This window comes from Microbacterium sp. OR16 (assembly GCF_047306725.1).
Lineage (GTDB): Bacteria > Actinomycetota > Actinomycetes > Actinomycetales > Microbacteriaceae > Microbacterium.
In genome coordinates this window covers 619193-644141 of record NZ_JAZEXK010000001.1, presented here as the reverse complement: position 1 = coordinate 644141, position 24949 = coordinate 619193, and the positions used below count along the sequence as shown (strand labels likewise).

At 69.5% G+C, this 24949-nt stretch carries 23 protein-coding genes and 2 tRNA genes; 10 read left to right on the top strand and 15 right to left on the bottom strand.

The window, feature by feature from the left end:
* Positions 1–8 precede the first annotated feature (8 nt).
* Genes V2S05_RS03130 through V2S05_RS03120 form a run of 3 tightly spaced genes read right to left on the bottom strand, consistent with a single transcriptional unit; the run spans position 9 to position 4641 of the window.
* A complete protein-coding gene (locus tag V2S05_RS03130; protein ID WP_413633839.1) occupies positions 9–1196 on the bottom strand; it encodes an acyl-CoA dehydrogenase family protein in 1188 nt (395 codons plus the stop codon).
* Positions 1193–3082, bottom strand: a complete 1890-nt coding sequence (locus V2S05_RS03125; protein WP_413633838.1) for an acetyl/propionyl/methylcrotonyl-CoA carboxylase subunit alpha — start codon at positions 3080–3082, stop codon at positions 1193–1195. The genes V2S05_RS03130 and V2S05_RS03125 overlap by 4 nt, the downstream gene beginning before the upstream one ends.
* Before the next feature lie 5 nt (positions 3083–3087).
* A complete protein-coding gene (locus V2S05_RS03120; protein WP_413633836.1) occupies positions 3088–4641 on the bottom strand; it encodes a carboxyl transferase domain-containing protein in 1554 nt (517 codons plus the stop codon).
* A gap of 91 nt (positions 4642–4732) precedes the next feature.
* Between V2S05_RS03120 and V2S05_RS03115 the strand changes: the two genes are divergently transcribed.
* Positions 4733–5329, top strand: coding sequence for a TetR/AcrR family transcriptional regulator (locus V2S05_RS03115; RefSeq protein WP_413633835.1), 597 nt, complete (start codon positions 4733–4735; stop codon positions 5327–5329).
* Between the two features lie 81 nt (positions 5330–5410).
* Here V2S05_RS03115 and V2S05_RS03110 read toward each other — a convergent pair whose 3' ends face one another.
* From V2S05_RS03110 to V2S05_RS03100, 3 genes are read right to left on the bottom strand one after another with little or no spacing between them, the layout of a single operon-like run.
* Positions 5411–6784, bottom strand: a complete 1374-nt coding sequence (locus tag V2S05_RS03110; protein WP_413633833.1) for a dihydrolipoamide acetyltransferase family protein — start codon at positions 6782–6784, stop codon at positions 5411–5413.
* Positions 6781–7806, bottom strand: coding sequence for an alpha-ketoacid dehydrogenase subunit beta (locus V2S05_RS03105; RefSeq protein WP_413633831.1), 1026 nt, complete (start codon positions 7804–7806; stop codon positions 6781–6783). The genes V2S05_RS03110 and V2S05_RS03105 overlap by 4 nt, the downstream gene beginning before the upstream one ends.
* A 1-nt stretch (position 7807) precedes the next feature.
* Positions 7808–8920, bottom strand: coding sequence for a thiamine pyrophosphate-dependent dehydrogenase E1 component subunit alpha (locus tag V2S05_RS03100; RefSeq protein WP_413633829.1), 1113 nt, complete (start codon positions 8918–8920; stop codon positions 7808–7810).
* Positions 8921–9088: 168 nt separating this feature from the next.
* On the opposite strand from V2S05_RS03100, the gene V2S05_RS03095 reads away from it, so the two are divergent.
* Positions 9089–9562 (top strand): Lrp/AsnC family transcriptional regulator, encoded by a 474-nt coding sequence (locus V2S05_RS03095; protein WP_413633827.1) that lies wholly within the window; start codon positions 9089–9091, stop codon positions 9560–9562.
* Here the strand turns inward: V2S05_RS03095 and V2S05_RS03090 are convergent.
* Positions 9534–10436 (bottom strand): alpha/beta fold hydrolase, encoded by a 903-nt coding sequence (locus V2S05_RS03090; protein WP_413633825.1) that lies wholly within the window; start codon positions 10434–10436, stop codon positions 9534–9536. The genes V2S05_RS03095 and V2S05_RS03090 overlap by 29 nt on opposite strands.
* Positions 10437–10502: 66 nt before the next feature.
* On the opposite strand from V2S05_RS03090, the gene V2S05_RS03085 reads away from it, so the two are divergent.
* On the top strand, positions 10503–10766 hold the full coding sequence (locus tag V2S05_RS03085; RefSeq protein WP_271637689.1) for a hypothetical protein: 264 nt from the start codon (positions 10503–10505) through the stop codon (positions 10764–10766).
* 5 nt (positions 10767–10771) lie between these two features.
* On the opposite strand, the gene V2S05_RS03080 is transcribed toward V2S05_RS03085, so the two are convergent.
* Positions 10772–10843 (bottom strand) — tRNA-Arg (locus V2S05_RS03080).
* 48 nt (positions 10844–10891) lie between these two features.
* Here V2S05_RS03080 and orn point away from each other — a divergent pair.
* Positions 10892–11518: an oligoribonuclease gene (gene orn, locus V2S05_RS03075; RefSeq protein WP_413633824.1), complete on the top strand. Its 627-nt coding sequence runs from the start codon at positions 10892–10894 to the stop codon at positions 11516–11518.
* Positions 11519–11554: 36 nt separating this feature from the next.
* Positions 11555–11630, top strand: a tRNA-His gene (locus V2S05_RS03070).
* Positions 11631–11673: 43 nt separating this feature from the next.
* On the opposite strand, the gene V2S05_RS03065 is transcribed toward V2S05_RS03070, so the two are convergent.
* The gene (locus V2S05_RS03065) at positions 11674–12288 is read right to left on the bottom strand and encodes a CueP family metal-binding protein (RefSeq protein WP_413633823.1); all 615 of its coding nucleotides are present in this window, start codon (positions 12286–12288) and stop codon (positions 11674–11676) included.
* Between the two features lie 200 nt (positions 12289–12488).
* Here V2S05_RS03065 and V2S05_RS03060 point away from each other — a divergent pair, with 200 nt between their 5' ends.
* From V2S05_RS03060 to V2S05_RS03050, 3 genes are read left to right on the top strand one after another with little or no spacing between them, the layout of a single operon-like run.
* The gene (locus tag V2S05_RS03060; RefSeq protein ID WP_413635212.1) at positions 12489–12827 is read left to right on the top strand and encodes a metallopeptidase family protein; all 339 of its coding nucleotides are present in this window, start codon (positions 12489–12491) and stop codon (positions 12825–12827) included.
* Positions 12824–13114: an ATP-dependent Clp protease adapter ClpS gene (gene clpS, locus V2S05_RS03055; protein ID WP_271637693.1), complete on the top strand. Its 291-nt coding sequence runs from the start codon at positions 12824–12826 to the stop codon at positions 13112–13114. The genes V2S05_RS03060 and clpS overlap by 4 nt, the downstream gene beginning before the upstream one ends.
* A complete protein-coding gene (locus tag V2S05_RS03050) occupies positions 13111–13596 on the top strand; it encodes a DUF2017 family protein (protein WP_413633821.1) in 486 nt (161 codons plus the stop codon). The genes clpS and V2S05_RS03050 overlap by 4 nt, the downstream gene beginning before the upstream one ends.
* Here V2S05_RS03050 and V2S05_RS03045 read toward each other — a convergent pair.
* The 5 genes from V2S05_RS03045 to gatC are packed head-to-tail and all read right to left on the bottom strand — an operon-like array spanning position 13586 to position 18880.
* On the bottom strand, positions 13586–14170 hold the full coding sequence (locus tag V2S05_RS03045; protein ID WP_413633819.1) for a hypothetical protein: 585 nt from the start codon (positions 14168–14170) through the stop codon (positions 13586–13588). The genes V2S05_RS03050 and V2S05_RS03045 overlap by 11 nt on opposite strands.
* Positions 14171–14200: 30 nt before the next feature.
* The gene (dinB, locus tag V2S05_RS03040) at positions 14201–15460 is read right to left on the bottom strand and encodes a DNA polymerase IV (RefSeq protein WP_413633818.1); all 1260 of its coding nucleotides are present in this window, start codon (positions 15458–15460) and stop codon (positions 14201–14203) included.
* 50 nt (positions 15461–15510) lie between these two features.
* On the bottom strand, positions 15511–17025 hold the full coding sequence (gene gatB / locus V2S05_RS03035) for an Asp-tRNA(Asn)/Glu-tRNA(Gln) amidotransferase subunit GatB (RefSeq protein WP_413633817.1): 1515 nt from the start codon (positions 17023–17025) through the stop codon (positions 15511–15513).
* Positions 17025–18584: an Asp-tRNA(Asn)/Glu-tRNA(Gln) amidotransferase subunit GatA gene (gene gatA, locus V2S05_RS03030; RefSeq protein ID WP_413633816.1), complete on the bottom strand. Its 1560-nt coding sequence runs from the start codon at positions 18582–18584 to the stop codon at positions 17025–17027. The genes gatB and gatA overlap by 1 nt, the downstream gene beginning before the upstream one ends.
* Positions 18581–18880 (bottom strand): Asp-tRNA(Asn)/Glu-tRNA(Gln) amidotransferase subunit GatC, encoded by a 300-nt coding sequence (gene gatC, locus V2S05_RS03025; protein ID WP_071644104.1) that lies wholly within the window; start codon positions 18878–18880, stop codon positions 18581–18583. Before gatC ends, gatA begins: the two co-directional genes overlap by 4 nt.
* A 48-nt stretch (positions 18881–18928) precedes the next feature.
* On the opposite strand from gatC, the gene V2S05_RS03020 reads away from it, so the two are divergent.
* On the top strand, positions 18929–20629 hold the full coding sequence (locus tag V2S05_RS03020) for a long-chain-fatty-acid--CoA ligase (protein WP_413633815.1): 1701 nt from the start codon (positions 18929–18931) through the stop codon (positions 20627–20629).
* Between the two features lie 41 nt (positions 20630–20670).
* A complete protein-coding gene (locus tag V2S05_RS03015) occupies positions 20671–22542 on the top strand; it encodes a DEAD/DEAH box helicase (RefSeq protein ID WP_413633814.1) in 1872 nt (623 codons plus the stop codon).
* Between the two features lie 55 nt (positions 22543–22597).
* Here the strand turns inward: V2S05_RS03015 and ligA are convergent, their stop codons facing one another.
* Entirely contained in the window at positions 22598–24916 is a 2319-nt protein-coding gene (gene ligA, locus V2S05_RS03010) for an NAD-dependent DNA ligase LigA (RefSeq protein WP_413633813.1), read from the bottom strand.
* Between the last annotated feature and the right edge of the window lie 33 nt (positions 24917–24949).

Here is a 24949-nt window from a genome sequence, read left to right as displayed (position 1 = left end):
CTCGCACGCTATCCGACCAGGCCCAGCGACCGGGCGATGACGAGCAGCTGCACCTCGGTGGTGCCCTCGCCGATCTCGAGGATCTTCGAGTCCCGGTAGTGCCGCGCCACGGGGTACTCGTTCATGAAGCCGTTGCCGCCGAAGATCTGCGTCGCGTCGCGCGCGTTGTCCATCGCCGCCTCGCCCGAGACGAGTTTGGCGATCGCCGCCTCCTCGGCGAACGGGCGACCCGCGTCACGCAGCCGTGCGGCGTGCTGCCACGCGAGGCGCGCGGTGTGCACGCGGGCGCGCATGCGGGCCAGCGTGAACTGCGCGTTCTGCCTCGTGCTCAGCGCGGCGCCGAAGACCGTGCGCTTGCGGGCGTAGTCGACGGCCGCCTCCAGGCATCCTTCCGCGGCGCCCGTCGCGAGAGCGGCGATCGCGATCCGGCCCTCGTCGAGGATGCTGAGGAAGCTGCGGAACCCCTGGCCGCGCTCGCCGAGCAGGTTCTCCTCCGGCACGCGGACGTCGTTCAGGGTGAGCGGGTGCGTGTCGGAGGCGTTCCAGCCGACCTTGTCGTACGCCGGCTCGACGGTGAAGCCCGGGGTGCCGTTCGGGACGATGATGGTGGAGATCTCCTTCCGCTCCCCGCCGTCGGGGCGCCGCGTCGTGCCGGTGACGGCAGTCATGGTCACGAAGCGCGTGATGGCGGTGCCGGAGTTGGTGATGAACTGCTTGCTGCCGTTCAGCACCCACTCCCCGCCCTCCAGGCGCGCGGTCGTGCGCGTGGCGCCCGCATCGCTGCCGGCCTCCGGCTCGGTGAGACCGAAGCCCGCCAGCGCGTGGCCTGCGAGCAGGGCGGGCAGATGCTCCCGCTTCTGCTCCTCGGTGCCGAAGCGGTAGATCGGCATGGCGCCGAGGCTGACTCCGGCCTCGAGGGTGATCGCGAGCGACTGGTCGACTTGGGCGATGCCCTCGATCGCCAGCCCGAGAGCCAGGTAGTCCCCGCCCTGCCCGCCGTACTCCTCCGAGAACGGCAGACCGAACAGGCCCATCTCCCCCATCTGCCGCACGACGTCGAGATTCAGCGTGTGCGTGCGGTCGGCCTCGTACGCCTGCGGCGCGACGACCTCTTCGGCGAACTCCCGCACCATCGCGGCGAGTTCGCGCTGCTCTTCGTTCAGGTCGACACCGGTCAGTTCGGTCTGGGCGCTCATGCTGTCTCCTCTTCGCGGACTCGTGCGACGGGCTGGTCCCGTCGCACCTGGTCGCCGAGAGCGACCAGCAGGTGCACCGTGCCGTCGTGGGGCGCGAGCACCGGATGCTCCATCTTCATCGCCTCGATCGAGACGAGGGGGTCTCCCGCGTGCACCAGGTCGCCGTCGGCGACATGGACGGCCACGATGCTGCCCGGCATGGGGGCGCGTCCCTCGGGATGGCGAGGACGCGACGCGCGCTTCTGCTCGGCCAGACGGCGGTGCAGGCGCTCGCGGCGCGAGAGTGGCCGCAGCCGCGCTGTCATGCCGTCGGCGAAGACCCACACGGCTCCTTCGTCGTCGGTCGCCGCCGGGATGCCCGGCGCGTAGGCGTCGGGGGCCTCGAGAACGGCGCCGTCGTCGGCGAGCAGCTTCGTGCGCGGCAGCACCGCGGGTCGGCCGATGCGCCAGCCGGCGAGCTCGTGCCAGATGTCCGCGGCAGCGGAGGCGCCGCCGACGTGCACCGCCTGCGCGGCCGTCGCCAGCATGGCGGGTGTCGGCTGGGGCGCGACGAACGGCAGCATCGTCTCGATCAGACCGGTGTCGAGGTCACCGCGCCGCACTCGCTCGTCGCGGATCAGCGCGCGGAGGAAGGCGATGTTCGTCTCGACTCCCAGCACGACGGTGCGGGCGAGCGCGGAGTCCAAGCGGCGGAGGGCTGTCGCCCGGTCGGGGCCGTACGCGACGACCTTCGCGATCATCGGGTCGTAGAACCCGCTGATCTCCGAGCCGGTCTCGATCGCGGCATCCACCCGCACGTCGCGCGGCGGGTCGAACAGCAGCACCCACCCGGTGGAGGGCAGGAACCCCCGCTCGGGCGATTCGGCGTACACGCGTGCCTCGACCGCGTGACCGCGGACGATGGGAGGCTCGCCGATCGCCCCTCCCGCGGCGATGTGCAGCTGCAGGGCGACGAGATCGAGGCCGGTCACCTCCTCGGTCACCGGATGCTCGACCTGCAGACGGGTGTTCATCTCGATGAAGAACACGTCGTCGACGGCATCCGCCTCGACGAGGAACTCCACCGTCCCGGCGCCGACGTAGTCGACGCTCTTGGCCGCCGCGACCGCAGCGTCGAGCAGTCGCCGGCGCACCGGATCGGGAAGATGGGCGGCCGGCGCCTCTTCGATGACCTTCTGGTGACGACGCTGCAGCGTGCACTCGCGCTCGCCGAGCGCGATCACGGTGCCGTGCGCGTCGCCGAAGACCTGCACCTCGATGTGCCGAGGGCGCTGCACGAGGCGCTCGAGCACCATCGCGTCGTCGCCGAAGGCCGCAGCAGCCACGCGTCGCGCCGTCGCGAGCGCACCGGCGAGCTCGTCGCCCGAGCGGACGATCTCCATCCCCTTGCCGCCGCCACCTGCGCTGGGCTTGACCAGCAGCGGGTAGCCGATCTCGTCGGCGCGGGCCCGGATCTGGCCGTCGTCGAGGCCCGCCGCGGTGAAGCCGGGCACCACGGGCACGCTGTGCCGTGCGACGTGGTCGCGCGCCGTGGCCTTGTCTCCCATGATCTCGAGCGCCCGCTCACCAGGGCCGATGAAGGCCACGCCGGCGCTCGCGCACGCGCGCGCCAGCTGGACGCTCTCGGAGAGGAAGCCGTAACCCGGGTGGATGGCCTGTGCGCCTGATGCCGCGGCTGCCGCCATGATGGCCTGCACGTTCAGATACGAGTCCGATGCAGCGGACCCGCCGATGTGGACGGCCTGGTCGGCTTCGCGCACGTGCGGGGCGTGTGCGTCGGCGTCGCTGTACACGGCGACGCTGCGCATGCCGAGCTCGCGCAGGGTGCGGATGATGCGGCGGGCGATCTCGCCGCGATTGGCGACGAGCACGGTGTCGATGGTCATGGCGATCACATCCGGAAGAGGCCGAAGCGGGGTTCTGGCAGCGATGTCCGCGAGACGACGTCGAGGGCGAGTCCGAGCAGATCGCGGGTCTGCTCCGGGTCGATGATCCCGTCGTCCCACAGCCGCGCTGTGGCGTAATAGGGCTCGCCCTGTGCCTCGTACTGGCTGCGGACGGGCGCTTCGAAGTCGGCGCGCTGCTCGGGCGTCCACGGCGTTCCGGAAGCGGTGAGCTGATCCTCTTTCACGGTCGCGAGGACGGACGCCGCCTGAGCGCCGCCCATGACCGAGATGCGGCTGGCGGGCCAGCTCCACAGGAACCGCGGCGAGTACGCCCGACCGCACATCGAGTAGTTGCCCGCGCCGAACGAGCCGCCGATGATGACGGTCAGCTTCGGCACGCGGGTGGTGGCCACGGCGGTCACCATCTTCGCGCCGTCCTTGGCGATGCCGCCCGCCTCGGCGTCGGTGCCGACCATGAACCCGGTGATGTTCTGCAGGAACAGCAGCGGGATGCCGCGCTGGTCGCAGAGCTCGATGAAGTGCGCGCCCTTCTGGGCGGATTCGCTGAACAGCACGCCGTTGTTGGCGACGATCCCGACCGGGTGTCCGTGCAGCCGGGCGAACGCGGTGACGAGCGTCGTGCCGTACTCGGGCTTGAACTCGCTGACGCTGTCGGCGTCGACGAGCCGGTCGATCACCTCGTGCACGTCGTACGCGGCGTTGACGTCGACGGGCACGACATCGTAGAGGCTTCCGGACTCGCGGGGTGCGATGCTCGGCGCGACGTGCCACGCCGGCTGGGCGGGCTGCGGCAGAGTCGCGACGATGTCGCGGAGAATCTCGAGTGCGTGCTCGTCGTCGTCGGCCAGGTGATCGACGACGCCCGAGCGTCGGGCGTGCAGCTCTCCCCCACCCAGCTCCTCGGCGGTGACGACCTCGCCGATCGCCGCTTTCACCAGCGGCGGACCGCCGAGGAAGATCGTGCCCTGGCCGCGCACGATCACGGTCTGATCGCTCATCGCCGGCACGTACGCTCCGCCCGCGGTGCACGAGCCGAGCACTGCCGCCAGCTGCGGGACGCCCTCGGCCGACATGCGCGCCTGATTGAAGAAGATGCGGCCGAAATGGTCGCGGTCGGGGAACACCTCGTCCTGCTTGGGCAGGAACGCGCCCCCGGAGTCGACGAGGTAGAGGCAGGGCAGGTGATTCTCGAGCGCGATCTCCTGCGCGCGCAGGTGTTTCTTCACCGTCATCGGGAAGTAGGTGCCGCCCTTGACCGTCGGATCATTGCAGACGACCATCACGTGCCGCCCGTGCACCAGCCCGATGCCCGCGATCACCCCCGCGCCCGGCGCCTCATCGCCGTAGAGCCCGTTCGCTGCCAGAGGCGCGATCTCGATGAACGGGCTGCCCTCGTCGAGCAGCCGGTCGACCCGGTCGCGCGGCAGCATCTTGCCGCGGGCGACATGCCGTTCACGGGAGCGCTCGGGACCTCCGAGCGCCGCGGTGGAGAGGCGCTCGCGCAACTCCTCGGCGAGAGCCTGCTGGGTGACCGGCATCGCGGGTCCTCCTTGACCATTGCGGAAAAACACACCAGAAGGGTTAGTGTTCACTAACCCCGGTAATTCAGGTTAGCGAGGATTAACCGAAATGACAACGACCGTCACGGCACGCAACCGCGCGAAGGCGCAGCGGACCGATGCGATCCTCGTCGCGGCCGCCGAGCTCTTCGGCGCCCGCGGCTATTCGAGCGTGAGCCTGGAGGACATCGGAGCGGCCGTCGGCATCTCCGGCCCGGCCGTCTACCGGCACTTCGCGGGAAAGCAGGCCCTGCTCGGCGCGCTGCTCATCGGCGTGAGCGAAGACCTCGTCGCCGGTGGCACGGCGGTCGTGCAAGGCACCGCCGACGAACGCACCCGAATGGCGATGCTCGTCGACTTCCACGTCGACTTCGCTCTGCGCAACTCCGACGTCATCCGGGTTCAGGATCGCGATCTCGCACACCTCGCGGAGGAGTCGCGCTCCGACGTGCGACGCCTGCAGCGTGCGTACGTCGGCCTGTGGATCGACGCGCTCAGCGCCCTCGTCGCCGCGGATCGAGACGAGCTGCGACTTCGCGTGCAGGCGTGCTTCGGGCTGCTGAACTCCACTCCGCACAGCACCTCTGCAGCCCTCCGCACCCGCGCCGACACGTCACGCGTGCTCGCGGCGATGGCGCTCGCGGCGCTGACCGCCCCTCACGGGTGACCCGCTGTCCTGAGGTCTCGACCGAGACCGGCCGCCGACGATCCCCACGTCGGCGGCCGACCCGCATCGATGGCGCGCAGCTCAGTACAGCAGCGCCCGGCCGGGCTGCTCGAGGATGTCGGCGACGTCCTTGAGGAAGCGCGCACCCTCAGCTCCGTCGACCAGGCGGTGGTCGAAAGACAGGCTCAGCGTCATCATCTGACGCAGCGCGATCTCGCCGCGGTGCTCCCACGGCTGGCGCCGCACAGCTCCGACGGCGAGAATGCCGGACTGCCCGGGCGGGAGGATCGGGGTGCCCGCATCGATGCCGAAGACCCCGATGTTCGTGATCGAGAAGGTGCCTCCCGCCAGCTCCGCCGGGCTGGTCCTGCCGGCGCGGGCGGTTTGCGTCAGCTCGCTGAGCGCGTCGGCGATCCCGGTCAGCGAGAGGCGCTCGGCATCCCGGATGATCGGCACGATCAGACCGCGCTCGGTCGCCGCCGCGATTCCCAGATCGACGAAGTGGTTGTGCACGATCTCGCCCGCCGGCTCATCCCATGTCGCGTTGAGCGACGGATTGCGGCCGAGTGCGAGAGCCACCGCCTTCGCGACCACCGCGAGTGGGCCGATGCGGTGCTCGGAGAGCGTCCGGTCGGCCTTGAGCTGATCGATCAGCTCCATGGTCGCCGTGACGTCGACGGTGTGGAACGTGGTGACGTGCGGAGCGGTGAATGCGCTTCGCACCATCGCTTGAGCGGTGTGCTTCCGCACGCCCTTGACCGGGATGCGGGTCTGCGCCCGCTCCCCCGACGGCATCGCAGGCGGCGCGGACGACGGCATCGGCGCCGGTTCCGTCGCCGGCGCGCTCGCGGCGCCGGCCGCCCCGGTGCGCTCGGCGTAGGCATCCACGTCCTCGCGGGTGATCACCCGGTCGCCGACGTCGGCTGCGACCAGCGCGAGATCGACACCGAGGCGTTTCGCGTGGGCGCGCACGGGCGGGGTCGAGCGGGGCCGCTCTCCCACCGCGGGCTCGGCAACGCTCGGCGGCAGTGCATCGTGCGGAGCCGCCACGAGGACCTCGGCGTCCGCCGCCGACGCGGGGGCGGCACCGCCTCGTCTGGCGCGTCGGGCCGGACGACCGGCGGATGCGGGAGCGGCGCCGTATCCGACGAGATTGGGCTGCGTCTTCTCCTCCTGCTCGGCTCCGGCGGGTGCCGACGGCGCATCGGTCTCTTCTCCGACGACGTCGAACGCGATCAGCGGCGCCCCGACGGCCACCGTCTCCCCCGCATCGGCGTGCAGCGACGCGACGGTCCCCTCGTAGGGGGAGGGCAGTTCGACCACGGCTTTGGCCGTCTCGACCTCGGCGAGAGTCTGGTTCAGCGCTACGGCGTCACCCGGCTGCACCAGCCACTGGACGACCTCGGCTTCGGTCAGCCCCTCGCCGAGGTCGGGCAGGCGGAATTCGGCGATCACCGCTCGTCTCCCTTCGCGTTCGCCGCACTCAGGCTGTGCGGACGATCGAGCACCCGATCGACGGCATCGAGGATGCGGTCGAGATCGGGAAGGTGGAACTTCTCGAGTTTCGCGGGCGGATAGGGGATGTCGTGTCCGGTCACGCGCACGGGCGCGGCCTCCAGGTACTCGAAGCAGTATTCCGTGATGCTCGCGATCACCTCGGCGGCCACTCCCGCCTCCCGGGAGGCCTCGTGCACGACGACCACGCGCCCCGTGCGACGCACCGAGGCCGAGACCGTCTCGTAGTCGACGGGAGAGAGCGAGCGCAGATCGATGACCTCGAGCGACACACCCTCGTCCTCCGCCGCCGCTGCCGCGTCGAGCGCCGTGCTCACCATGGCGCCGTATGTGATGATCGTCGCATCCGCGCCCTGACGCACGACGCGGGCGAGGCCCATCGGAGGGGCGTCGGCGAGGGGTGCCGACAGGTCGACCTCGCCCTTGTGGTGGTACAGGCGCTTGGGTTCGAAGAACAGCACGGGATCGTCGCACGCGATGGCCTGGCGCAGGCAGCGGTACGCGTCCTGCGGGTCGGAGACGGCGATCACGCGCAGCCCGGCGGTGTGCACGAAGTACGCCTCGGGCGATTCGGAGTGGTGCTCGGCCGCGCCGATGCCGCCCGCCCAGGGCACGCGGATCGTGATCGGCATCTTGACCCGGCCCTGCGTGCGGTAGTGCAGCTTGGCGACCTGCGAGACGATCTGGTCGAACGCGGGGTAGATGAAGCCGTCGAACTGGATCTCGACGACCGGGCGGTAGCCGCGGAATGCGAGACCGACCGCCGTGCCGACGATGCCGGACTCGGCGAGCGGAGTGTCGATCACGCGCTTCGCGCCGAACTCGTCCTTGAGACCGTCGGTGATGCGGAACACACCGCCGAGCGTGCCGATGTCCTCCCCCATGAGGACGACCTTCTCATCGTCGAGCATGGCCTGGCGAAGCCCCGCATTCAGCGCCTTACCCATCGTCATCATCGTCATCTCAGGCCTCCTCGAACGACGCGAGGTACGCGGCGTACTCGTCGCGCTGGCGCTCGAGTCCGGAGTGCGGCTCGGCGTAGACGCGGTCGAAGACGGCGAGAGCGGGCCGCGTCTTCATGTCGATGCACGCGGCGCGCATGTCACGGGCGACGTCGTCGGCGGCGGTGCGGACGGCTTCGAGGTGATCGTCGCTGAGTTCGCCGGCGGCGCGCAAGTGCGCCTCGAGGCGGGCGATCGGGTCTCGCTCGCGCCACAGCGCGAGCTCTGCATCATCGCGGTAGCGCTTCGGGTCGTCGGCTGTGGTGTGCGGGCCCATGCGGTAGGTCACCGCCTCGAGGTAGGCCGGCCCCTTGCCCGAGCGCGCGTGGTCGAGCGCCCAGCGCATCGCCGCCATGCAGGCGAGCACGTCGTTGCCGTCGACGCGCAGGCTGGGGATGCCGAAACCGGGCGCACGGCCGGCGAGCGGGTACTGGGACTGCAGACCGACCGGCTCGGAGATCGCCCAGTGGTTGTTCTGGCAGACGAACACGACGGGCGCGCGATAGGACGACGCGAAGATCATCGCCTCGTTCACGTCGCCCTGGCTCGTCGCGCCGTCGCCGAAGTAGGTGACCGCGACCTCATCGGCTCCATCATGCAGGATGCCCATGCCGTACCCGACCGCGTGCAGGGTCTGCGCCCCGATGATGATCTGCAGCGGAGCGATGCCGAGTCGCGCGGGGTCGTACGCCGCACCCTCCTCGCCGCGCCACATGCGCACGTAGTCGCCCGGTTCGGCACCGCGGGTGTACATCACCCCGGTCTCGCGATAGCTAGGGAAGACGAAGTCGTTCGCCGCCAGTGCGCGGCCGGTTCCGATCTGCGCGGCCTCCTGGCCGTTGCACGGCGCCCAGAGGCCCAGCTGGCCCTGTCGCTGCAGCGCGACGCCCTCGGTGTCGATGCGCCGCAGCACCACCATGTCGCGGTGCAGCGCGCGCATCGCCGCGTAGTCGATGTCGCCTATCCAGCGGTCGAGCAGCTGGTTGCGCACTCGGGTGCCGTCGGGAGCGAGGATGCGCTCCGTGAGTTCGAGATCGTTCTGCGCGTCGACGATCGGGCTGGTGTTCGGTGACATCGGCGTCCTCCTGACGTGGCGGCCTTCGTGGGGCATGCACGGCTTCCCGACTGCTGCGTCGGGCCTGCTCGAATGCTACGTCGGGCTGACACCTCGCTCAAGCATGTCTCCGGTTGCTGAGCATGTTGCACAATGCGCGGTTCCGGTGCCCTGCTATCGTGTGGCACTATGCCCGTCCTGGATCGCACAGACCTCGAACTGCTCACCGCCCTGGCGGAGGATCCGCGCACGACCGTGGTCAAGCTCGCCGATCGGCTCCGTCTGTCTCGCAACACCATCCAGGCCCGGATGGCCCGGCTCGAGCAGACGGGCGTCTTCGAGTCGTACGAACGCTCGTTCTCGACCGAGGTGCTGGGGTTCCCGCTGCAGGCGTTCATCAGCATCGGCGTGCGTCAGACCGAGCTGCCGCGCATCATCGCCGAGCTGTCACGGGTTCCCGAGATCGTGCAGGCGCATGGGCTGAGCGGATCGATCGATCTGCTCGCTCGAGTCGCATGCCGCGACGCGCGTCACCTGTTCGACACCGACGCAAGGATCCTGTCTATCGAGGGGGTCGAGCGCACCGAGACCTCGCTCGCGATGGGCGAGGTCATCCCGTTCCGGGTCGCGGGACTCATCGGACTAGCGCGGCGGGAAGCCTGAGGAAGCGCCGGATCGCCCCTGCCGCCTCCGCCGGCGTCTCGTAGTGGATGAGGTGTCCGACCTCGGCGATCTCGACGAGCTCGGCCTGGGGGAACATCATGGCGAGGCGCCGCTCGGCCTCGATCGGCGTGATGTCGTCGCGCTGAGCCGCGATCAGCAGCGTCGGCACGTCGATCACGCCGGCGAACGCGCGCACATCGTGCGAGGCGCTGGTCACGAAGGCGTCGTGCAGCACCTCACGATCGGCGAAGCGCGAGAAGTAGGTGTCGTGCTGATCGTGGATGAACCTGCGCAGCGCCCGGTCGCGGGTCTTGGCCATGGCCATGCTCATCGCCCGCACCGTGAGCGGATGCCGCAGCAGCGCCGTGCCCCATCGCTCGGGCAGCCTGGCGCCGAGCGCGTAGTAGAGCACGGCGATCCGGGTGAGCACGCCCTTCGGGCCCTCCAGTGCGGGTGCCCCGATGGGGTTGATCAGGATGAGGCGAGGCGTCTCGAGGCCGCCCGCCACGGCAGCGGCTGAGACGATCGACCCGAACGAGTGCCCGAGGATGATCGCCCCCGGGGCGACAGCGCGGGCGAATTCGCACAGCCAGCCCGTGAAGAGGCCGAGGTCGTGCTCGCGATCCGGGATCGGCGGCGTCTCGCCGAAGCCGGGCAGATCCGGCGAGATGATCCGGATGCCCGGCAGGTACGCCACGATCGGCTCGAGACCGTGATGCTCGCCTCGGAAGCCGTGCACCGCGACGATGGTCGGCGCATCCTCCGCCGCCTCGCCGTAGACCCAGTACGCCGTGGTCGCCCCCAGCACCTGCACCTCGCGTCGTTCTACCGGGATCTCGGCGAGACGAGCGGCGTACGGAGAGGTCACGGGCATGCGGCCGAGTCTACGGGACGGAATGTCGGTGGCCGTCCATATGTTCGAATCACGAAAGGAGACAGCATGACTTCGCTGACCGACACACAGCCCGCTCTTCTGTGGGAGACACCGTTCCTGCGCACGCGGGCCGAGCACCTCGACAGAGCAGGAGACCACCTCTGGCGCGTCGTCGACGCCCGTGGCACGATCCGCGGGCATCTGCGCGTGATCGCCGACCCGCTCGGCATCCGGTTCCGCGCGGAGCGCCTGCACCTGGCATCCGGAGGCTTCCGCCTGGTGGGCGAGTTCTGGGATGCCGATGATGCGGTGGCCGCCCTGCGCGGGTGAAGCTGTGCCCCCTGCAGGATTCGAACCTGCGACCAACGGATTAGAAAGCCGATGCTCTTCCTCTGAGCTAAGGAGGCGTACCGGGTCCAGATTACCGTGTCGGGCCCCGTCGCTAGGATCGAACCATGGTTTCTGCGACTGAGAACGACCGGCTCGTCTGGATCGACTGCGAGATGACGGGCCTCGACCTCTCGGTCGACGAACTCGTCGAGATCGCGGTCGTGGTCACCGACTTCGAGCTGAACCTGCTCGATCCCGGCTTTCAGATCGTCATCAAGCCGAGCGATGCCGCGCTCGCGAACATGAACGACTTCGTCACCGACATGCACCGTGCATCGGGTCTCATCGACGAGATCCCGGACGGCGTCAACCTCGCGGATGCCGAGGAGCAGACCCTCGCATACATCAAGCGCTTCGTCCCGCTCGAGCGCCGGGCTCCGCTGGCCGGCAACACGATCGGCACCGATCGGATGTTCCTGGCCACCTACATGCAGAACATCGATCAGTACCTGCACTACCGCAACGTCGACGTCTCGAGCATCAAAGAGCTCGCCCGCCGCTGGTATCCGCGCGTGTTCTTCCAGGCTCCCGAGAAGCACGGCGGCCACCGAGCCCTGGCCGACATCCTCGAGTCGATCCGCGAGCTTCGCTACTACCGCGCCGCGGTGTTCACCGACGCGCCAGGACCCTCGTCAGAGCAGGCCCGCGACATCGCCGCCCGCACCGTGTCAGAGTTCACTCCGAACATGTAATAGACTTATCGAGTTGCCCGCTCCGGCAGGCACATGGTGGGTATAGCTCAGCTGGTAGAGCACCGCGTTGTGGTCGCGGGGGTCGCGGGTTCAAGCCCCGTTACTCACCCCAGAGAAGCCCCCGGGTTCGTCATGAACCCGGGGGCTTCGTCGTGTCAGCCGCGCTCGGCGAGCGGCAGGGTCGTGATGCAGGTCGGGTCGTCGTCGTTCACGGTGGAGATCACGGCTCTCGCCTCGCTGTCGGCGACGACGATCACGACCTCCGCGTCGATGCCCCGCGGCAGCCATGCACCGACGAAGCCGTTGTCGAACGTCTGCGTCTTCTCGTCGACATGCGTCTCCCCCGTCGCGAGATCGGTGATGGTCAGCTGCAGCTCGGTGTTGCGCAGCTCCCCGACGCACGAACTCGGCGCATGGAAGGTGCAGTCGTGGGTCTGCGTGCGATACGGGGCGAAGGAGATGTAGGTGAGGCCGTCCGGCATCGCCAGCTCCACCTGGGATCCATCGACGTCGCTGAGCACGACACGGTCGGTGCGGATCGATGCCGCCACCGCATCATCCCGCTCATCGAGCGGCGCGCGATCGAGCCGGTCGATCACCGTGCGCACGTCGGTGCGCGAGAGCTCTTCCAGTTCTGCCGAGCCGTCGGGTGCCGTCGCCGCCGCACCGCCGCGCTCCGCGGGCGCCTGCTCGGCGGGTGAGCAGGCGGTCAGCAGCAGAGCGCCTGCGAGGGCGAGGACGACGGTCGGGGTGATCGGGCGGATGCGCATGTCGAATCGTGTTCCTCATCGTCTCGGCGGGTCTGTCGCGGGGAGTACTGCGCGTGGCCCGTTCTCCCCGTCGCACCGTACCGATCGAGGCTATGAGCCGTCGGCAGAGTCGCCCGGGGTCGAGTGCGCCCGGCTAGCATCGAAGCATGTCCTCCTCACTCGACTCCGACGCGCAGGCTCTGCCCGACGGCGGCATCGAGATGACCGTCGAGGCCTTCGAGTCGCTGGTCGTCGAGGAACTCGACCGGCTGCCGGACGACATGATCGACGGACTCGACAACGTCGTCTTCGTCGTCGAGGACGAACCAGACGACGGCAGCGACCTCTTCGGCCTGTACGAGGGATTCGCGCTCACCGAACGAGCACAGTATGGCATGGGCGAGCTGCCCGACCGCATCATCGTCTACCGCCGCGCGCACCTCGCAGCGTGCTCCGACGAGGACGAGCTGCGCGACGAGGTCCACACGACACTCGTGCACGAGATCGCGCACTTCTACGGCATCGATGACGAGCAGCTGCACGAACTGGGCTGGGCATGAGCATCCCGGTATCCACTCCTCTGCTCGACGAGCAGCTCACGGTCGCGCCGCTCGTGCCGTGGCAGCTGGTCGTCTGGGACGATCCCGTCAACCTCATGAGCTACGTGGTGCGCGTGTTCCGCCGCTACTTCGGATACGCCGAGGAGCACGCGACGGCTCTCATGCTCGCGGTGCACAACGAAGGACACGCCGTCGTCGCCACCGGGCCGCGGGAGACGATGGAGGTGCACGCTCAGGCGATGCACGACTTCGGCCTGTGGGCCACCATCCGACGGGTTCCGCAGTGAACCCGTCGATATCGATCACCTGGGTCGAAGCACGCAATCTGCTGCACCTGATCGATGAGTTCCTCGAGCTCATCGGCGGCCCGCGTCCGGACTCCGACCCCGCCCTGGCGCGGCTGACCCCGGTCGCCTATCCCGATGACGACATCGCCGCCGCGGAATTCCGCCGCGGCACGCGAGACGAGCTGTTCGACCGCCGCCGTGACGACGCCCGCGTGATGCGCGCGGATCTCAGCGACTTCGACACCGACGACGACGATCGGGACGTGCTCGGCATGCACGCCATCGGCATCCCCGTCGCCCACGTCGATGCGTGGATGCGCACGCTCGCCGCGATCCGGCTCGTCGTCGCGTCGCGCCTGGGCGTCGATCTCGAAGACCGCCACGACGCAGACGACGCACGGTTCCACGTGTACGACTGGCTCGGGTATCGGCTGGACGACCTCATTCAGCGCGCCGACGAGGCGGATGCCGCTACGGCGTAGCCACGGTGATGCTCGCGAGCTTGTGCGGCTCGTGCCGCGTCATGTGCGCCTCCTCCTGGACTGCCCACATGTCCCAGTGACGGCGGAATCCGTCGCCGTCGCGCTCGAGCGCGCGGCGTCGCCGTGAGTCGCGGGGTCCGTCGACCCAGACGGCGACATCCGCGAGCGCGGCCGACGCGGGGGTCAGCGCACCGCAGCCCTCGACGATCAGGCCGAGAGCCGGATCGACGGCATGAGCCTCGGCTTCTTCCTCCCGCTCCCAGTCCCAGCGCCGCCAGATGCCGATCAGACCGCGCCCGTGCGGGCGCAGCACCTGCTCGCGGGCGATCTCCGCGCCGCGCTCGAGTCCGCCCCAGCCGGGATAGACGGAGTCGAGTGCGAGCAGCTGCACTGGCGTGTGCAGCGGCCAGGCTCGCGCGACGCGAGCCGCGAGGCTGCTCTTGCCCGCACCGCTGCGACCGTCGATGATGACGACCGGATTCGATGCCGACACCGCGGTGACGGCATCGCAGATGCGGGCCGTGGCCGCGCTCAGACGCTCGCCGAAGAGATCAGGGGAAGAGGCTGGCGGCATGGCATCCACGCTATCGAACGACGCCATAGCTCACTCGCGGCCGAACGGCCGCGGCTCTATTTCCCCGCCCGCGCGCCGGTCCGCTGCTCCGACGTGCCGTGCGCGGGTGATCATGCCGACCCCGAATCGTGCGCGCGCGTCGTCGAGCGTGCCTTCGAGGCGGCGCTGATCCTCATCGTCATCCCACAGCGCGATGGCCGAGCTCCCCGCCGGCCTCAATCTCTCGGCGCGCACGCCCACCAGCCGCACCGGGTCCCTGCGCTCGATCTGCGCGAATAGTGCGATCGCCGTCTCGCCGATGCGCTGCCCGACATCCGTCGGCTCGGACAGCGAGACGGTACGGCTGACCGTGGTGAAGTCCGCGAACCGGATCTTGATCGCGACCGCTCCGGCATGCCACCCCGAGGTGCGCAGGCGCGCCCCGACGCGATCTGCGAGGCGCAGGAGCTCTGAGCGCAGCAGGTCACGATCGTCGATGTCGCGGTCGAAGGTCTCTTCATGCCCGACGCTCTTCTCCGCCCGCTCCGTCTGGACGGAACGCGCGTCGAGACCGCGGGCGAGAGCCTGCATCCGCTGGCCGAGGGCAGGTCCGACGGCGCGCTCGAGTGCTTCGGCGGGTGCCTCACGCACGTCACGGATCAGCCGGATGCCCCGGCGCTGCAGCGCTTCGGCGGCCTTCGGCCCGACTCCCCACATGGCGCCGACCGGTCGCGGATCGAGGAACTCCTGCGTGCGCGAGGCGGGAACCACGAGCATCCCGTCGGGCTTGGACACGGTGGATGCCATCTTCGCAACGTGCTTCGTCGCCGCGACGCCGACGCTGCACGTGATGCCGACCTCGTCTCGCACGCGTCGTCTGATGAGGGCCGCGATCTCGCCGGGGCTGCCCCACAGGCGGCGCACTCCGCGCACGTCGAGGAACGCCTCATCGATCGAGAGCTGCTCCACCAGCGGGGTGATGCTCTGGAAGATCTCCATCACCTGCGCCGAGACGGCCCGGTAGCGGGTGAAGTCCGGCGGAACGACCCGCGCCGTCGGGCACAGTCGCAGCGCCTGCCCGACGGGCATGGCGCTGCGCACGCCGAACCGACGCGCCTCGTATGACGCGCTGGAGACCACCGAGCGTCCGTCGCGTCCTCCGATGATCAACGGCAGTCCGCGCAGAGACGGGTCGTAGAGCACCTCGACCGCCGCGTAGAAGGCATCCATGTCGACATGCAGGATGCCTGTGCCGCTGTCGTCCGCACCCTCGGGCGAGACGATGCGGCCCGATCCATCACCGCGTCCCATGCATCCATCCTGACCGGTGCCACCGACATCGCGTCGGTGGCACCCGGTGGTCACTGCGCAGCGCGCTCGAGGATCAGCTCGCGCACGCGCGCGGCGTCGGCCTGGCCCTTCATCGCCTTCATCACGGCGCCGATGACAGCCCCGGCGGCCTGCACCTTGCCATCCTTGATCTTCGCCAGCACGTCCGGCTGCGCGGCGAATGCGTCGTCGATCGCGGCGATCAGCGCGCTGTCGTCCGAGACGACCGCCAGTCCGCGCGAGTCCACGACCTCCTGAGGCGATCCCTCTCCGGCGATCACTCCTTCGAGAACCTGGCGGGCCAGCTTGTCGGTCAGCGTGCCGGCATCCACCAGTGCCTGGAGGGCGGCGACGTCGGCCGGCGAGACGAGCCCGGCCGCATCCCGCTCCTGCGCATTGGCGACGCGGGTGATCTCGCCCGTCCACCACTTGCGGGCGGCCGCCGGAGCGGCACCGGCCGCGATCGTGGCCTCGACCTCGTCGATCAGTCCGCCGTTGCGCACGTCCTGGAACTCGAGGTCGGTAAAGCCCCACTCGGCCTTCAGCCGGCGACGACGCGCCACCGGCTGCTCGGGCAGCGCGGCACGCAGCTCCTCCACGAGCTCGCGCGACGGCTGCACAGGCAGCAGGTCGGGCTCGGGGAAGTAGCGGTAGTCATCGGCGTCCGACTTCGGGCGACCCGGCGACGTCGTACCGGTGTCCTCGTGCCAGTGCCGCGTCTCCTGGGTGATCGTGCCGCCGTCGGCGAGGATCGCGGCCTGACGCTGGATCTCGTAGCGCACGGCCCGCTCGACCGAGCGCATCGAGTTGACGTTCTTCGTCTCGGTGCGGGTGCCGAGCTTCTCCTGGCCACGGGGACGCAGCGACACGTTCGCGTCGCAGCGGAGGTTGCCGCGCTCGAGACGCGCCTCCGAGATGCCGAGGCCGCGCACGATGTCGCGGATCGCGGCGATGTACGCCTTGGCGTAATCGGGCGCGCGGTGCTCGGCGCCGAAGATCGGCTTGGTGACGATCTCGACGAGCGGCACTCCGGCACGGTTGTAGTCCACCAGCGAATACTCCGCGCCCTGGATGCGGCCGGTCGCCCCGCCCATGTGGGTGAGCTTGCCGGCGTCCTCCTCCATGTGCGCGCGCTCGACGGGGATCGTCACGAGCGTGCCGTCCTCGAGCTCGACCTCGACCGATCCCTCGAACGCGATCGGCTCGTCGTACTGCGAGATCTGATAGTTCTTGCCCAGGTCGGGGTAGAAGTAGTTCTTCCGCGCGAACCGGCTGGACTCCGCGATCGAGCAGCCGAGTGCGAGACCGAGGCTGATCGACGAGCGCACGGCCGTCGCGTTGACCACGGGCAGCGACCCCGGCAGACCGAGATCGACCGGCGCGATGAGCGTGTTCGGCTCGGCGCCGTGGAACTCGTCGTTCGCGGGGTTCGGAGCGTCGGAGAACATCTTCGTGCGAGTGTTCAGCTCGACGTGCACCTCGAAGCCGAGCACAGGCTCGAACATCTCGAGAGCCTTGTCGAAGTCCATGAGCTTGGCGGTGGCCATCAGCGGGCTCCCCCTTCCTTGGGTCCCTGAGCCTGTCGACTGGATCCCTGGGCCTGTCGAAGGGCAGGCGCCTTCGACAGCAGCGGCGCGCCCCACGAGTCCACGAGCGCAGCCTCGAGAGCCGCGCCGACGCGGTACAGACGAGCATCCTCGTGTGCGGGCGCGAGGAACTGGATGCCGACGGGCAGACCGTCTTCGGCCGCGATGCCCGAGGGGATCGAGATGCCGGGAACGCCGGCGAGGTTCGCCGGGATCGTCGTCAGGTCGTTCAGATACATCTGCAGCGGATCATCGATCTTCTCGCCGATCCGGAACGCAGTGGTCGGTGCCGACGGCGTCGCGATGACGTCGACCTGCGCGAACGCCCGGTCGAAGTCCTGCTGGATGAGCGTGCGGACCTTCTGGGCGCTGCCGTAGTAGGCGTCGTAGTAGCCGGCCGACAGCGCATACGTGCCCAGAATGATGCGGCGCTTGACCTCGGGCCCGAAGCCGGCGTCACGGGTCGCCGACATGACGTCCTCGACCGTGGGGTTGCCTTCGGGCGTGACGCGCAGGCCGAAGCGCACCGAGTCGAACTTGGCGAGGTTGCTCGAGGCCTCGGCGGGAAGAATCAGGTAGTACGCCGCGACGCCGTACTCGAAGTGCGGTGCCGAGATCTCGACGATCTCGGCGCCCTGCGCCTCCATCAGCGCGAGCGAGGCGCGGAAGGATGCGGCGACGCCGGCCTGGAAGCCGGAGTCGGGCAGCTCGGTGATGACGCCGACCTTCAGTCCCTTGAGCACCTGACCGGTCGCGCCTTCGCGCGCGGCGGCCGCGAACGACGGCCACTCCTGCGGGAGGGAGGTCGAGTCCTTCGGGTCGTGCCCGCCGATCACATCGTGCAGCAGGCCCGCGTCGAGCACGGTGCGGGTCACGGGGCCGACCTGGTCGAGACTGGATGCCAGCGCGATCGCACCGTAGCGGCTGACGCCGCCGTAGGTCGGCTTGATGCCGACGGTGCCGGTGACGTGCGCGGGCTGGCGGATCGAGCCGCCGGTGTCGGAGCCGAGGGCGAGCGGCGCCTCGAAGGCGGCGACGGCCGCGGCCGAGCCGCCGCCGGAGCCGCCGGGGATGCGGTCGAGGTCCCACGGGTTGCGGGTCGGACCGTAGGCGGAGAACTCCGTCGACGAGCCCATCGCGAACTCGTCCATGTTCGTCTTGCCGAGCGGCACGAGGCCTGCGGCGCGGGAGCGCGACACGACGGTGGCGTCGAACGGCGACATGTAGCCCTCGAGGATCTTCGAGCCGCTCGTGGAGGGCATGTCGGTCGTGACGAGCACGTCCTTGACCGCGAGCGGCACACCGGCGATCGGGCCGAGCTGCTCGCCCGCGGCACGGCGCGCGTCGACCTCGGCGGCCGCCGCGAGGGCGTGCTCGTTGACGTGCAGGAAAGCGTGCACGTCACCGTCGACCGCGGCGATGCGGTCGAGGTGGGCCTGCGTCGCCTCGACGCTGGAGATCTCGCCGGCGGAGATCTTCTCGCCGAGTTCCGCGGCGGTCAGCCGGATGATGTCGCTCACTGCTCTTCTCCCAGGATCGCGGTCACACGGAAGCGGCCATCGGCGGCATCCGGGGCGTTCTTCAGCGTCTGCTCGAGGGTGAGCGTCTCGCCGACCTCGTCGGGACGGAAGACGTTGCTCATCGCGATCGGGTGGCTGGTGGCGACGACGTCTGGCGTGGCCACCTCCGACACCTTCGCGATGTTGTCGACGATGGCGTCGAGCTGACCGGTCAGCTGAGTCACCTCGTCGTCGGAGAGCTGGATGCGCGCGAGCACGCCGAGATGGCGTACGAGATCAGGGGTGATTTCAGACACCACCCCAGTCTACGAGAGCGCGAGGTGCGCACACGTAAGCTGGAACTCGTGACCGAGTTCGTTCCCCCGCGCCCATGGACCGCAAGCTACGCCGAAGGTGTCCCGCAGGACCTGCCGCCGGTGACCGGTTCGCTGATCGACATCGTCGAGGCGTCGGTGCGCGACTATCCGGATGCCCCGGCGCTGCAGTTCTTCGGGCGCGAGACGACCTACCGCGAGATGCAGGATGCCATCGAGCGGGCAGCCGCCGGCCTGCGCGACCTCGGTGTCGGCCCGGGCGATCCGGTGGCGATCGTGCTGCCGAACTGCCCGCAGCACATCATCGCGTTCTACGCCGTGCTGCGTCTCGGCGCCGTGGCGATCGAGCACAACCCGCTGTACACCCCGCGTGAGCTGCGCAAGCAGTTCGAAGACCACGGCGCCCGCCACGCGATCGTGTGGAGCAAGGTGGTCGAGACCGTGCAGGAGTTCCCCGCCGATCTCGCGGTCGCGAGCCTGGTCTCGGTCGACGTGACGACGGCGATGCCGCGCAGGATGCAGCTGATGCTGAAGCTGCCGATCGCGAAGGCCCGCGAGTCGCGTGCGGCGCTCACCTCGAAGGTGCGCGGCGCGATCAGCTGGGACTCGCTGGTGCAGTCCGCACCGCTCCCGGCCACGCACCCGCGTCCCGCAACCGACGACCTCGCGATCATCCAGTACACCTCAGGCACCACGGGCACGCCCAAGGGTGCGGCCCTCACCCACCGCAACCTGCTCGCCAACGCGGCGCAGGCTCAGGCGTGGGTGCCGTCGATCACGCGCGGCGACGGCTGCGTCGTCTACGCGGTGCTGCCCATGTTCCACGCGTACGGGCTCACGCTGTGCCTCACCTTCGCGATGTCGATGGGCGCGCGGCTCGTGCTGTTCCCGAAGTTCGAGCCCGACCTCGTGCTGCAGGTGACGAAGAAGCATCCGGCCACCTTCCTGCCGCTCGTGCCGCCGATCGCCGAACGGCTGCTGGCCGCGGCGAAGGAGAAGGGCGTGTCGCTCGCCGGCACCGAGATCGCGATCTCGGGGGCGATGGCGCTGTCTCACGATCTCGTCGTGCCGTTTGAAGAGGCCAGCGACGGCTATCTCGTCGAGGGCTACGGGCTGAGCGAGTGCTCGCCCGTGCTGATGGCCAACCCCGTCGCCGAGAACCGGGTGGCCGGAACCGTCGGCCTGCCGCTTCCCGGTACCGAGTGCCGCGTGGTCGACCCCGAGAATCCGACCGTCGACGTGCCGGCAGGCTCTGCCGGCGAGCTGATCGTGCGCGGTCCGCAGGTGTTCTCCGGCTACTACGGCAAGCCCGAGGAGACCGAGGCGGTGTTCGTCGACGGCTGGTTCCGCACCGGCGACATCGTCACGATCGACGAGGCCGGCTTCGTGCGCATCGTCGACCGCATCAAGGAGCTCATCATCACGGGCGGCTTCAACGTGGCGCCCACCGAGGTCGAGGTGGCCCTGCGCCAGCATCCGGATGTCGTCGACGCGGCCGTCGTGGGACTGCCGAGCGACCGCTCCGGCGAGGAGGTCGTCGCCGCGATCGTCGTGGAGGATGGCAAGGACGTCGATGTCGAGGCCATCCGCGCGTTCGCGCGCAGCATCCTGACCCCGTATAAGGTGCCGCGTCGCGTCTTCGTCGTCGACGAGCTGCCGAAGTCGCTGATCGGCAAGGTGCTGCGCCGGCAGGTGAAGGAGCGCCTGCTGGCGCTGACCTCGGGCAGCTGAACGGCCAGCACTCTCCCATCCGCACCCACTATCGTTGACAGGTGACTGCCGACGACATCGCCCCTGCCCCTGACGCGCCCGAGACCCCTGACGAGGGCGCGACCGCTCCCGGATTCGAGGAGCTGGGCATCACCGGCTCGCTGCTCAGGGCGATCAAGGATCTCGGCTACGAGACCCCGTCGCCCATCCAGGCGGCGACGATCCCCCTGCTGCTGCAGGGGCGCGACGTTCTCGGAACGGCGCAGACCGGCACCGGCAAGACCGCGGCTTTCGCGCTGCCCGTGCTCGAGAACCTCGATCTCGGTCAGAAGACGCCGCAGGTGCTCGTGCTCGCCCCCACACGCGAGCTCGCCCTGCAGGTGTGCGAGGCGTTCGAGGCGTACTCCGCCCGTATGAAGGACGTGCGCGTGCTTCCCGTGTACGGCGGCCAGGCGTACGGCGTGCAGCTGTCGGCGCTGCGCCGTGGCGTGCACATCGTCGTCGGGACGCCGGGCCGCATCATGGATCACCAGGCGAAGGGCACGCTCGACCTCTCGGAGCTGAAGTATCTCGTGCTGGATGAGGCCGACGAGATGCTGAAGATGGGCTTCGCCGAGGACGTCGAGCAGATCCTCGCGCAGACGCCCGAGGACAAGCAGGTCGCGCTGTTCTCGGCGACGATGCCCGCGACGATCCGCCGCCTCGCTCAGCAGTACCTGAACGAGCCCGAAGAGGTCGCCATCAAAGGCAAGACGACCACCAACCAGAACATCACCCAGCGCTACCTCGTCGTCTCGTACGCGCAGAAGGTGGATGCCCTGACCCGCATCCTCGAGATCGAGAACTTCGACGGGATGATCATCTTCGTCCGCACGAAGAACGAGACCGAGACTCTCGCCGAGAAGCTGCGCGCCCGCGGCTACTCCGCGGCTGCGATCAACGGCGATGTGCCGCAGGTCCAGCGCGAGCGCAGCGTGAATCAGCTCAAGGACGGCAAGCTCGACATCCTCGTCGCCACCGACGTCGCCGCCCGCGGCCTCGACGTCGAGCGGATCAGCCACGTGGTGAACTTCGACATCCCCACCGACACCGAGTCGTACGTGCACCGGATCGGGCGCACGGGCCGTGCAGGCCGAACCGGTGATGCCATCAGCTTCATCACGCCGCGCGAGCGCTACCTGCTGAAGCACATCGAGAAGGCGACCCGCCAGCAGCCGACGCAGATGCAGCTGCCCACGACCGAGGACGTCAACACCACGCGTCTCGCGCGCTTCGACGACGCGATCACCGCAGCTCTGGAGGAGACGCGCCGCATCGAGGCGTTCCGCGACATCATCGCGCATTACGTGCGCAACCACGACGTGCCCGAGGCGGACGTCGCCGCGGCGCTCGCTGTGGTCGCACAGGGCGAGACGCCACTGCTGCTCGACCCCGAGAACGACGAGCTCTCGCGCGCGGTGGAGCGCGACAACCGTCCACCGCGCGAGCGCGGCGACCGCGCATCCGACCGCAGCGACCGCGGCCCTCGCGAGCGCCGCGGCCGCGGCGACTACGCGCCGTACCGCATCGAGGTCGGCCGTCGCCACCGCGTCGAGCCGCGCCAGATCGTGGGTGCGCTCGCCAATGAAGGCGGACTCGGACGCGACGATTTCGGCGCGATCGCCATCAAGCCCGACTTCTCGATCGTCGAGCTGCCGGTCAACATGGACCCGTCCGTGCTCGACAGGCTGCGCGACACCCGTATCTCGGGCAAACTCATCGAGATCCGCCCCGACCGGGGTGCGCCGAACCGCCGCGCACCGCGCGATCGCGACGAGCGCGGCGGGTACGACCGAGGCCGTGACGACCGCAGCGGACGTGGATACTCGCGCGACGATCGCGGCGGGTACTCGCGCGACGACCGTCCCGCGCGCAAGCCGCGGCACAGGAGCTGAGGCGCTCCGCTCGTCCCCGCGTGCATCGGCCGCGAGGACGAGCGGCTCGTGCGCGTCAGGCGTCGAGGAAGTCCGGCCCCTGGGTGACGAGGACGTGGAACTGGGCCGCGTCGAGAATGCGGATGCCCAGCGCTTCGGCCTTCGCGAGCTTCGACCCGGCGCCGGGACCCGCCGCCACGAAGTCGGTCTTCTTCGACACGGATGAGGCCGCCTTGCCGCCGGCCTTCATGATGGCCTCCTGAGCGCCCTCGCGCGAGTAGCCCTCCAGGCTCCCGGTGGCGACCACGGTGAGGCCGTCGAGCACTCCGCCCTCGACGACCGCTGCACCCGGCCCCGGGTGTCCTGGGGTGGCCCACTGCACACCGGCATCCGCCCACTTCTGCACGATGTCCTGGTGCCAGTCGACGTCGAACCAGCTCAGCAGCGAATCCGCGATGATCCCGCCGACGCCTTCGACGGCGGCCAGTTCATCGCGGCTCGCGGCGCGGATGGCGTCGAGCGACCCGAACCACTGGGCGAGGGCACGAGCGGCGACCGGGCCGACGTGGCGGATGTTCAGGGAGACGAGCAGCCTCCAGAGCTCTTTGGTCTTCGCCTTCTCGAGCTCGGCGAGCAGCTTCACCGCCTGCGATGACGGCTGCGGCCCCTCGAGTCCCTGCTTCTTCTCTGCCGCGGTGGGGTTGCGCCGGAAGGGCGCACGGGTCTTGACGACGCCGTCGTCGTCTTCCTTGGGCAGTCCGGTCTCGGAATCGCGCACCACCACCTCGATGGGCACGATCTGCTCGAGGGTGAGGTCGAAGAGTCCTGCCTCGGTCTCGAGCGGCGGCTCCGCGGGGCGGGTCGGCTGGGTCAGTGCCGCGGCGGTCACCTCGCCGAGTGCCTCCACATCGAGGGCTCCGCGCGACCCGATGTGCTCCACCCGGCCGCGCACCTGGGCGGGGCAGGAGCGAGCGTTCGGGCAGCGCAGATCGATGTCGCCCTCCTTCATGGGGCGCAGCGGCGTTCCGCATTCGGGGCATCCCTCGGGCATGACGAACTCGCGTTCGCTGCCGTCGCGCCGGTCGACCACCGGCCCGAGCACCTCCGGGATCACGTCACCGGCCTTGCGGAGCACGACGGTGTCGCCGATCAGCACGCCCTTCGCCTTCACGACGTCCTTGTTGTGCAGGGTGGCCTGGCGCACCACCGATCCGGCGACGTGCGCAGGCTCCATGACGGCGAACGGGGTGGCTCGCCCGGTGCGACCGACAGAGACGACGATGTCGAGCAGCCGGGTCTGCACCTCCTCCGGCGGGTACTTGTAGGCGATCGCCCAGCGGGGGGCGCGGCTGGTGGTGCCCAGCTCGTCGTGCAGCGCGAGCTCGTCGACCTTGACGACGATGCCGTCGAGCTCGTGTTCGATGTCGTGGCGGTGCTCGCCGAAGTAGGCCACGAACTCCTCCACCTCGTCGATGCTGTGGCAGACCCTGGTGTGCGGGCTGGTCGGCAGCCCCCACTCCGCCAGCAGCTCGTACACCTCGCTCTGTGCCGCGACGGGCGGATTCGTCCACGCGCCGATGCCGTGCACATACAGCGACAGGGACTCGATGCGCAGCAGACCGGCCTCGAGTTCGAGCCCGCTCTTCTTATCGATCTGCTGCCGAAGTCCTCCGCTCGCGGCGTTGCGCGGATTCGCGAAGGCGGGGAACCGGCGCGCCGCAGCCGTTCGCGCCTTCTCGTCGTCGAACGGCCTCTTCGCGGCGGGACGAGCCTCCCATCTGTCCCGCGCTTCGGCGTAGACCCGGTCCCGGAACGATGCCTGCGCGGCATTGAGCCGCTCGAACGCGGCCACCGGGATGAACACCTCTCCGCGCACCTCGACGATCTCAGGGTGCCCGTGCCCGACCAGGCGCTCCGGGATGTCGGCCAGACGCAGGGCGTTCTCGGTGACGATCTCGCCCACCCGCCCGTCGCCGCGGGTGGCGGCCGAGGTGAGCACGCCGTTCTCGTACCGCAGGTTGATCGCCAGTCCATCGATCTTCAGCTCGGTCAGCCAGGCGATCTCCCGCCCGGCGGATGCCTTCGTCTTGGCTGCCCATTCGCGCAGCTCGTCGAGCGAGAACACGTTGTCGAGGCTGAGCATCCGCTCGGCATGCTCGATCGTCGCGAGTCCGGTCGCCTCTGCCGCGCCCACCATCTGCGTCGGCGAATCCTGCCCCTGCAGCTCTGGATGCAGACGCTCGAGCTCTTCGAGCCGCCGCATCCACCCGTCGTAGGTCGCGTCATCGACGAGCGACGTGTCACGCCCGTAATAGGCGTCCTTGGCCTCGAGGATGCGAGTCGTGAGCTCTTCGGCTTCGGCACGGGCGTCGGTCAGCGAGATGTTCTCAGGCACCCGGCAAGTCTATGAGCGAGCACCGACAGACAG

Coding starts and splice junctions, on each gene's coding strand:
- V2S05_RS03130 (WP_413633839.1), bottom strand. CDS start 1,196: ATGAGCGCCCAGACCGAACTGACCGGTGTCGACCTGAACGAAGAGCAG.
- V2S05_RS03125 (WP_413633838.1), bottom strand. CDS start 3,082: ATGACCATCGACACCGTGCTCGTCGCCAATCGCGGCGAGATCGCCCGC.
- V2S05_RS03120 (WP_413633836.1), bottom strand. CDS start 4,641: ATGCCGGTCACCCAGCAGGCTCTCGCCGAGGAGTTGCGCGAGCGCCTC.
- V2S05_RS03115 (WP_413633835.1), top strand. CDS start 4,733: ATGACAACGACCGTCACGGCACGCAACCGCGCGAAGGCGCAGCGGACC.
- V2S05_RS03105 (WP_413633831.1), bottom strand. CDS start 7,806: ATGACGATGATGACGATGGGTAAGGCGCTGAATGCGGGGCTTCGCCAG.
- V2S05_RS03100 (WP_413633829.1), bottom strand. CDS start 8,920: ATGTCACCGAACACCAGCCCGATCGTCGACGCGCAGAACGATCTCGAA.
- V2S05_RS03095 (WP_413633827.1), top strand. CDS start 9,089: ATGCCCGTCCTGGATCGCACAGACCTCGAACTGCTCACCGCCCTGGCG.
- V2S05_RS03090 (WP_413633825.1), bottom strand. CDS start 10,436: ATGCCCGTGACCTCTCCGTACGCCGCTCGTCTCGCCGAGATCCCGGTA.
- V2S05_RS03085 (WP_271637689.1), top strand. CDS start 10,503: ATGACTTCGCTGACCGACACACAGCCCGCTCTTCTGTGGGAGACACCG.
- orn (WP_413633824.1), top strand. CDS start 10,892: ATGGTTTCTGCGACTGAGAACGACCGGCTCGTCTGGATCGACTGCGAG.
- V2S05_RS03065 (WP_413633823.1), bottom strand. CDS start 12,288: ATGCGCATCCGCCCGATCACCCCGACCGTCGTCCTCGCCCTCGCAGGC.
- V2S05_RS03060 (WP_413635212.1), top strand. CDS start 12,489: ATGACCGTCGAGGCCTTCGAGTCGCTGGTCGTCGAGGAACTCGACCGG.
- clpS (WP_271637693.1), top strand. CDS start 12,824: ATGAGCATCCCGGTATCCACTCCTCTGCTCGACGAGCAGCTCACGGTC.
- V2S05_RS03045 (WP_413633819.1), bottom strand. CDS start 14,170: ATGCCGCCAGCCTCTTCCCCTGATCTCTTCGGCGAGCGTCTGAGCGCG.
- dinB (WP_413633818.1), bottom strand. CDS start 15,460: ATGGGACGCGGTGATGGATCGGGCCGCATCGTCTCGCCCGAGGGTGCG.
- gatB (WP_413633817.1), bottom strand. CDS start 17,025: ATGGCCACCGCCAAGCTCATGGACTTCGACAAGGCTCTCGAGATGTTC.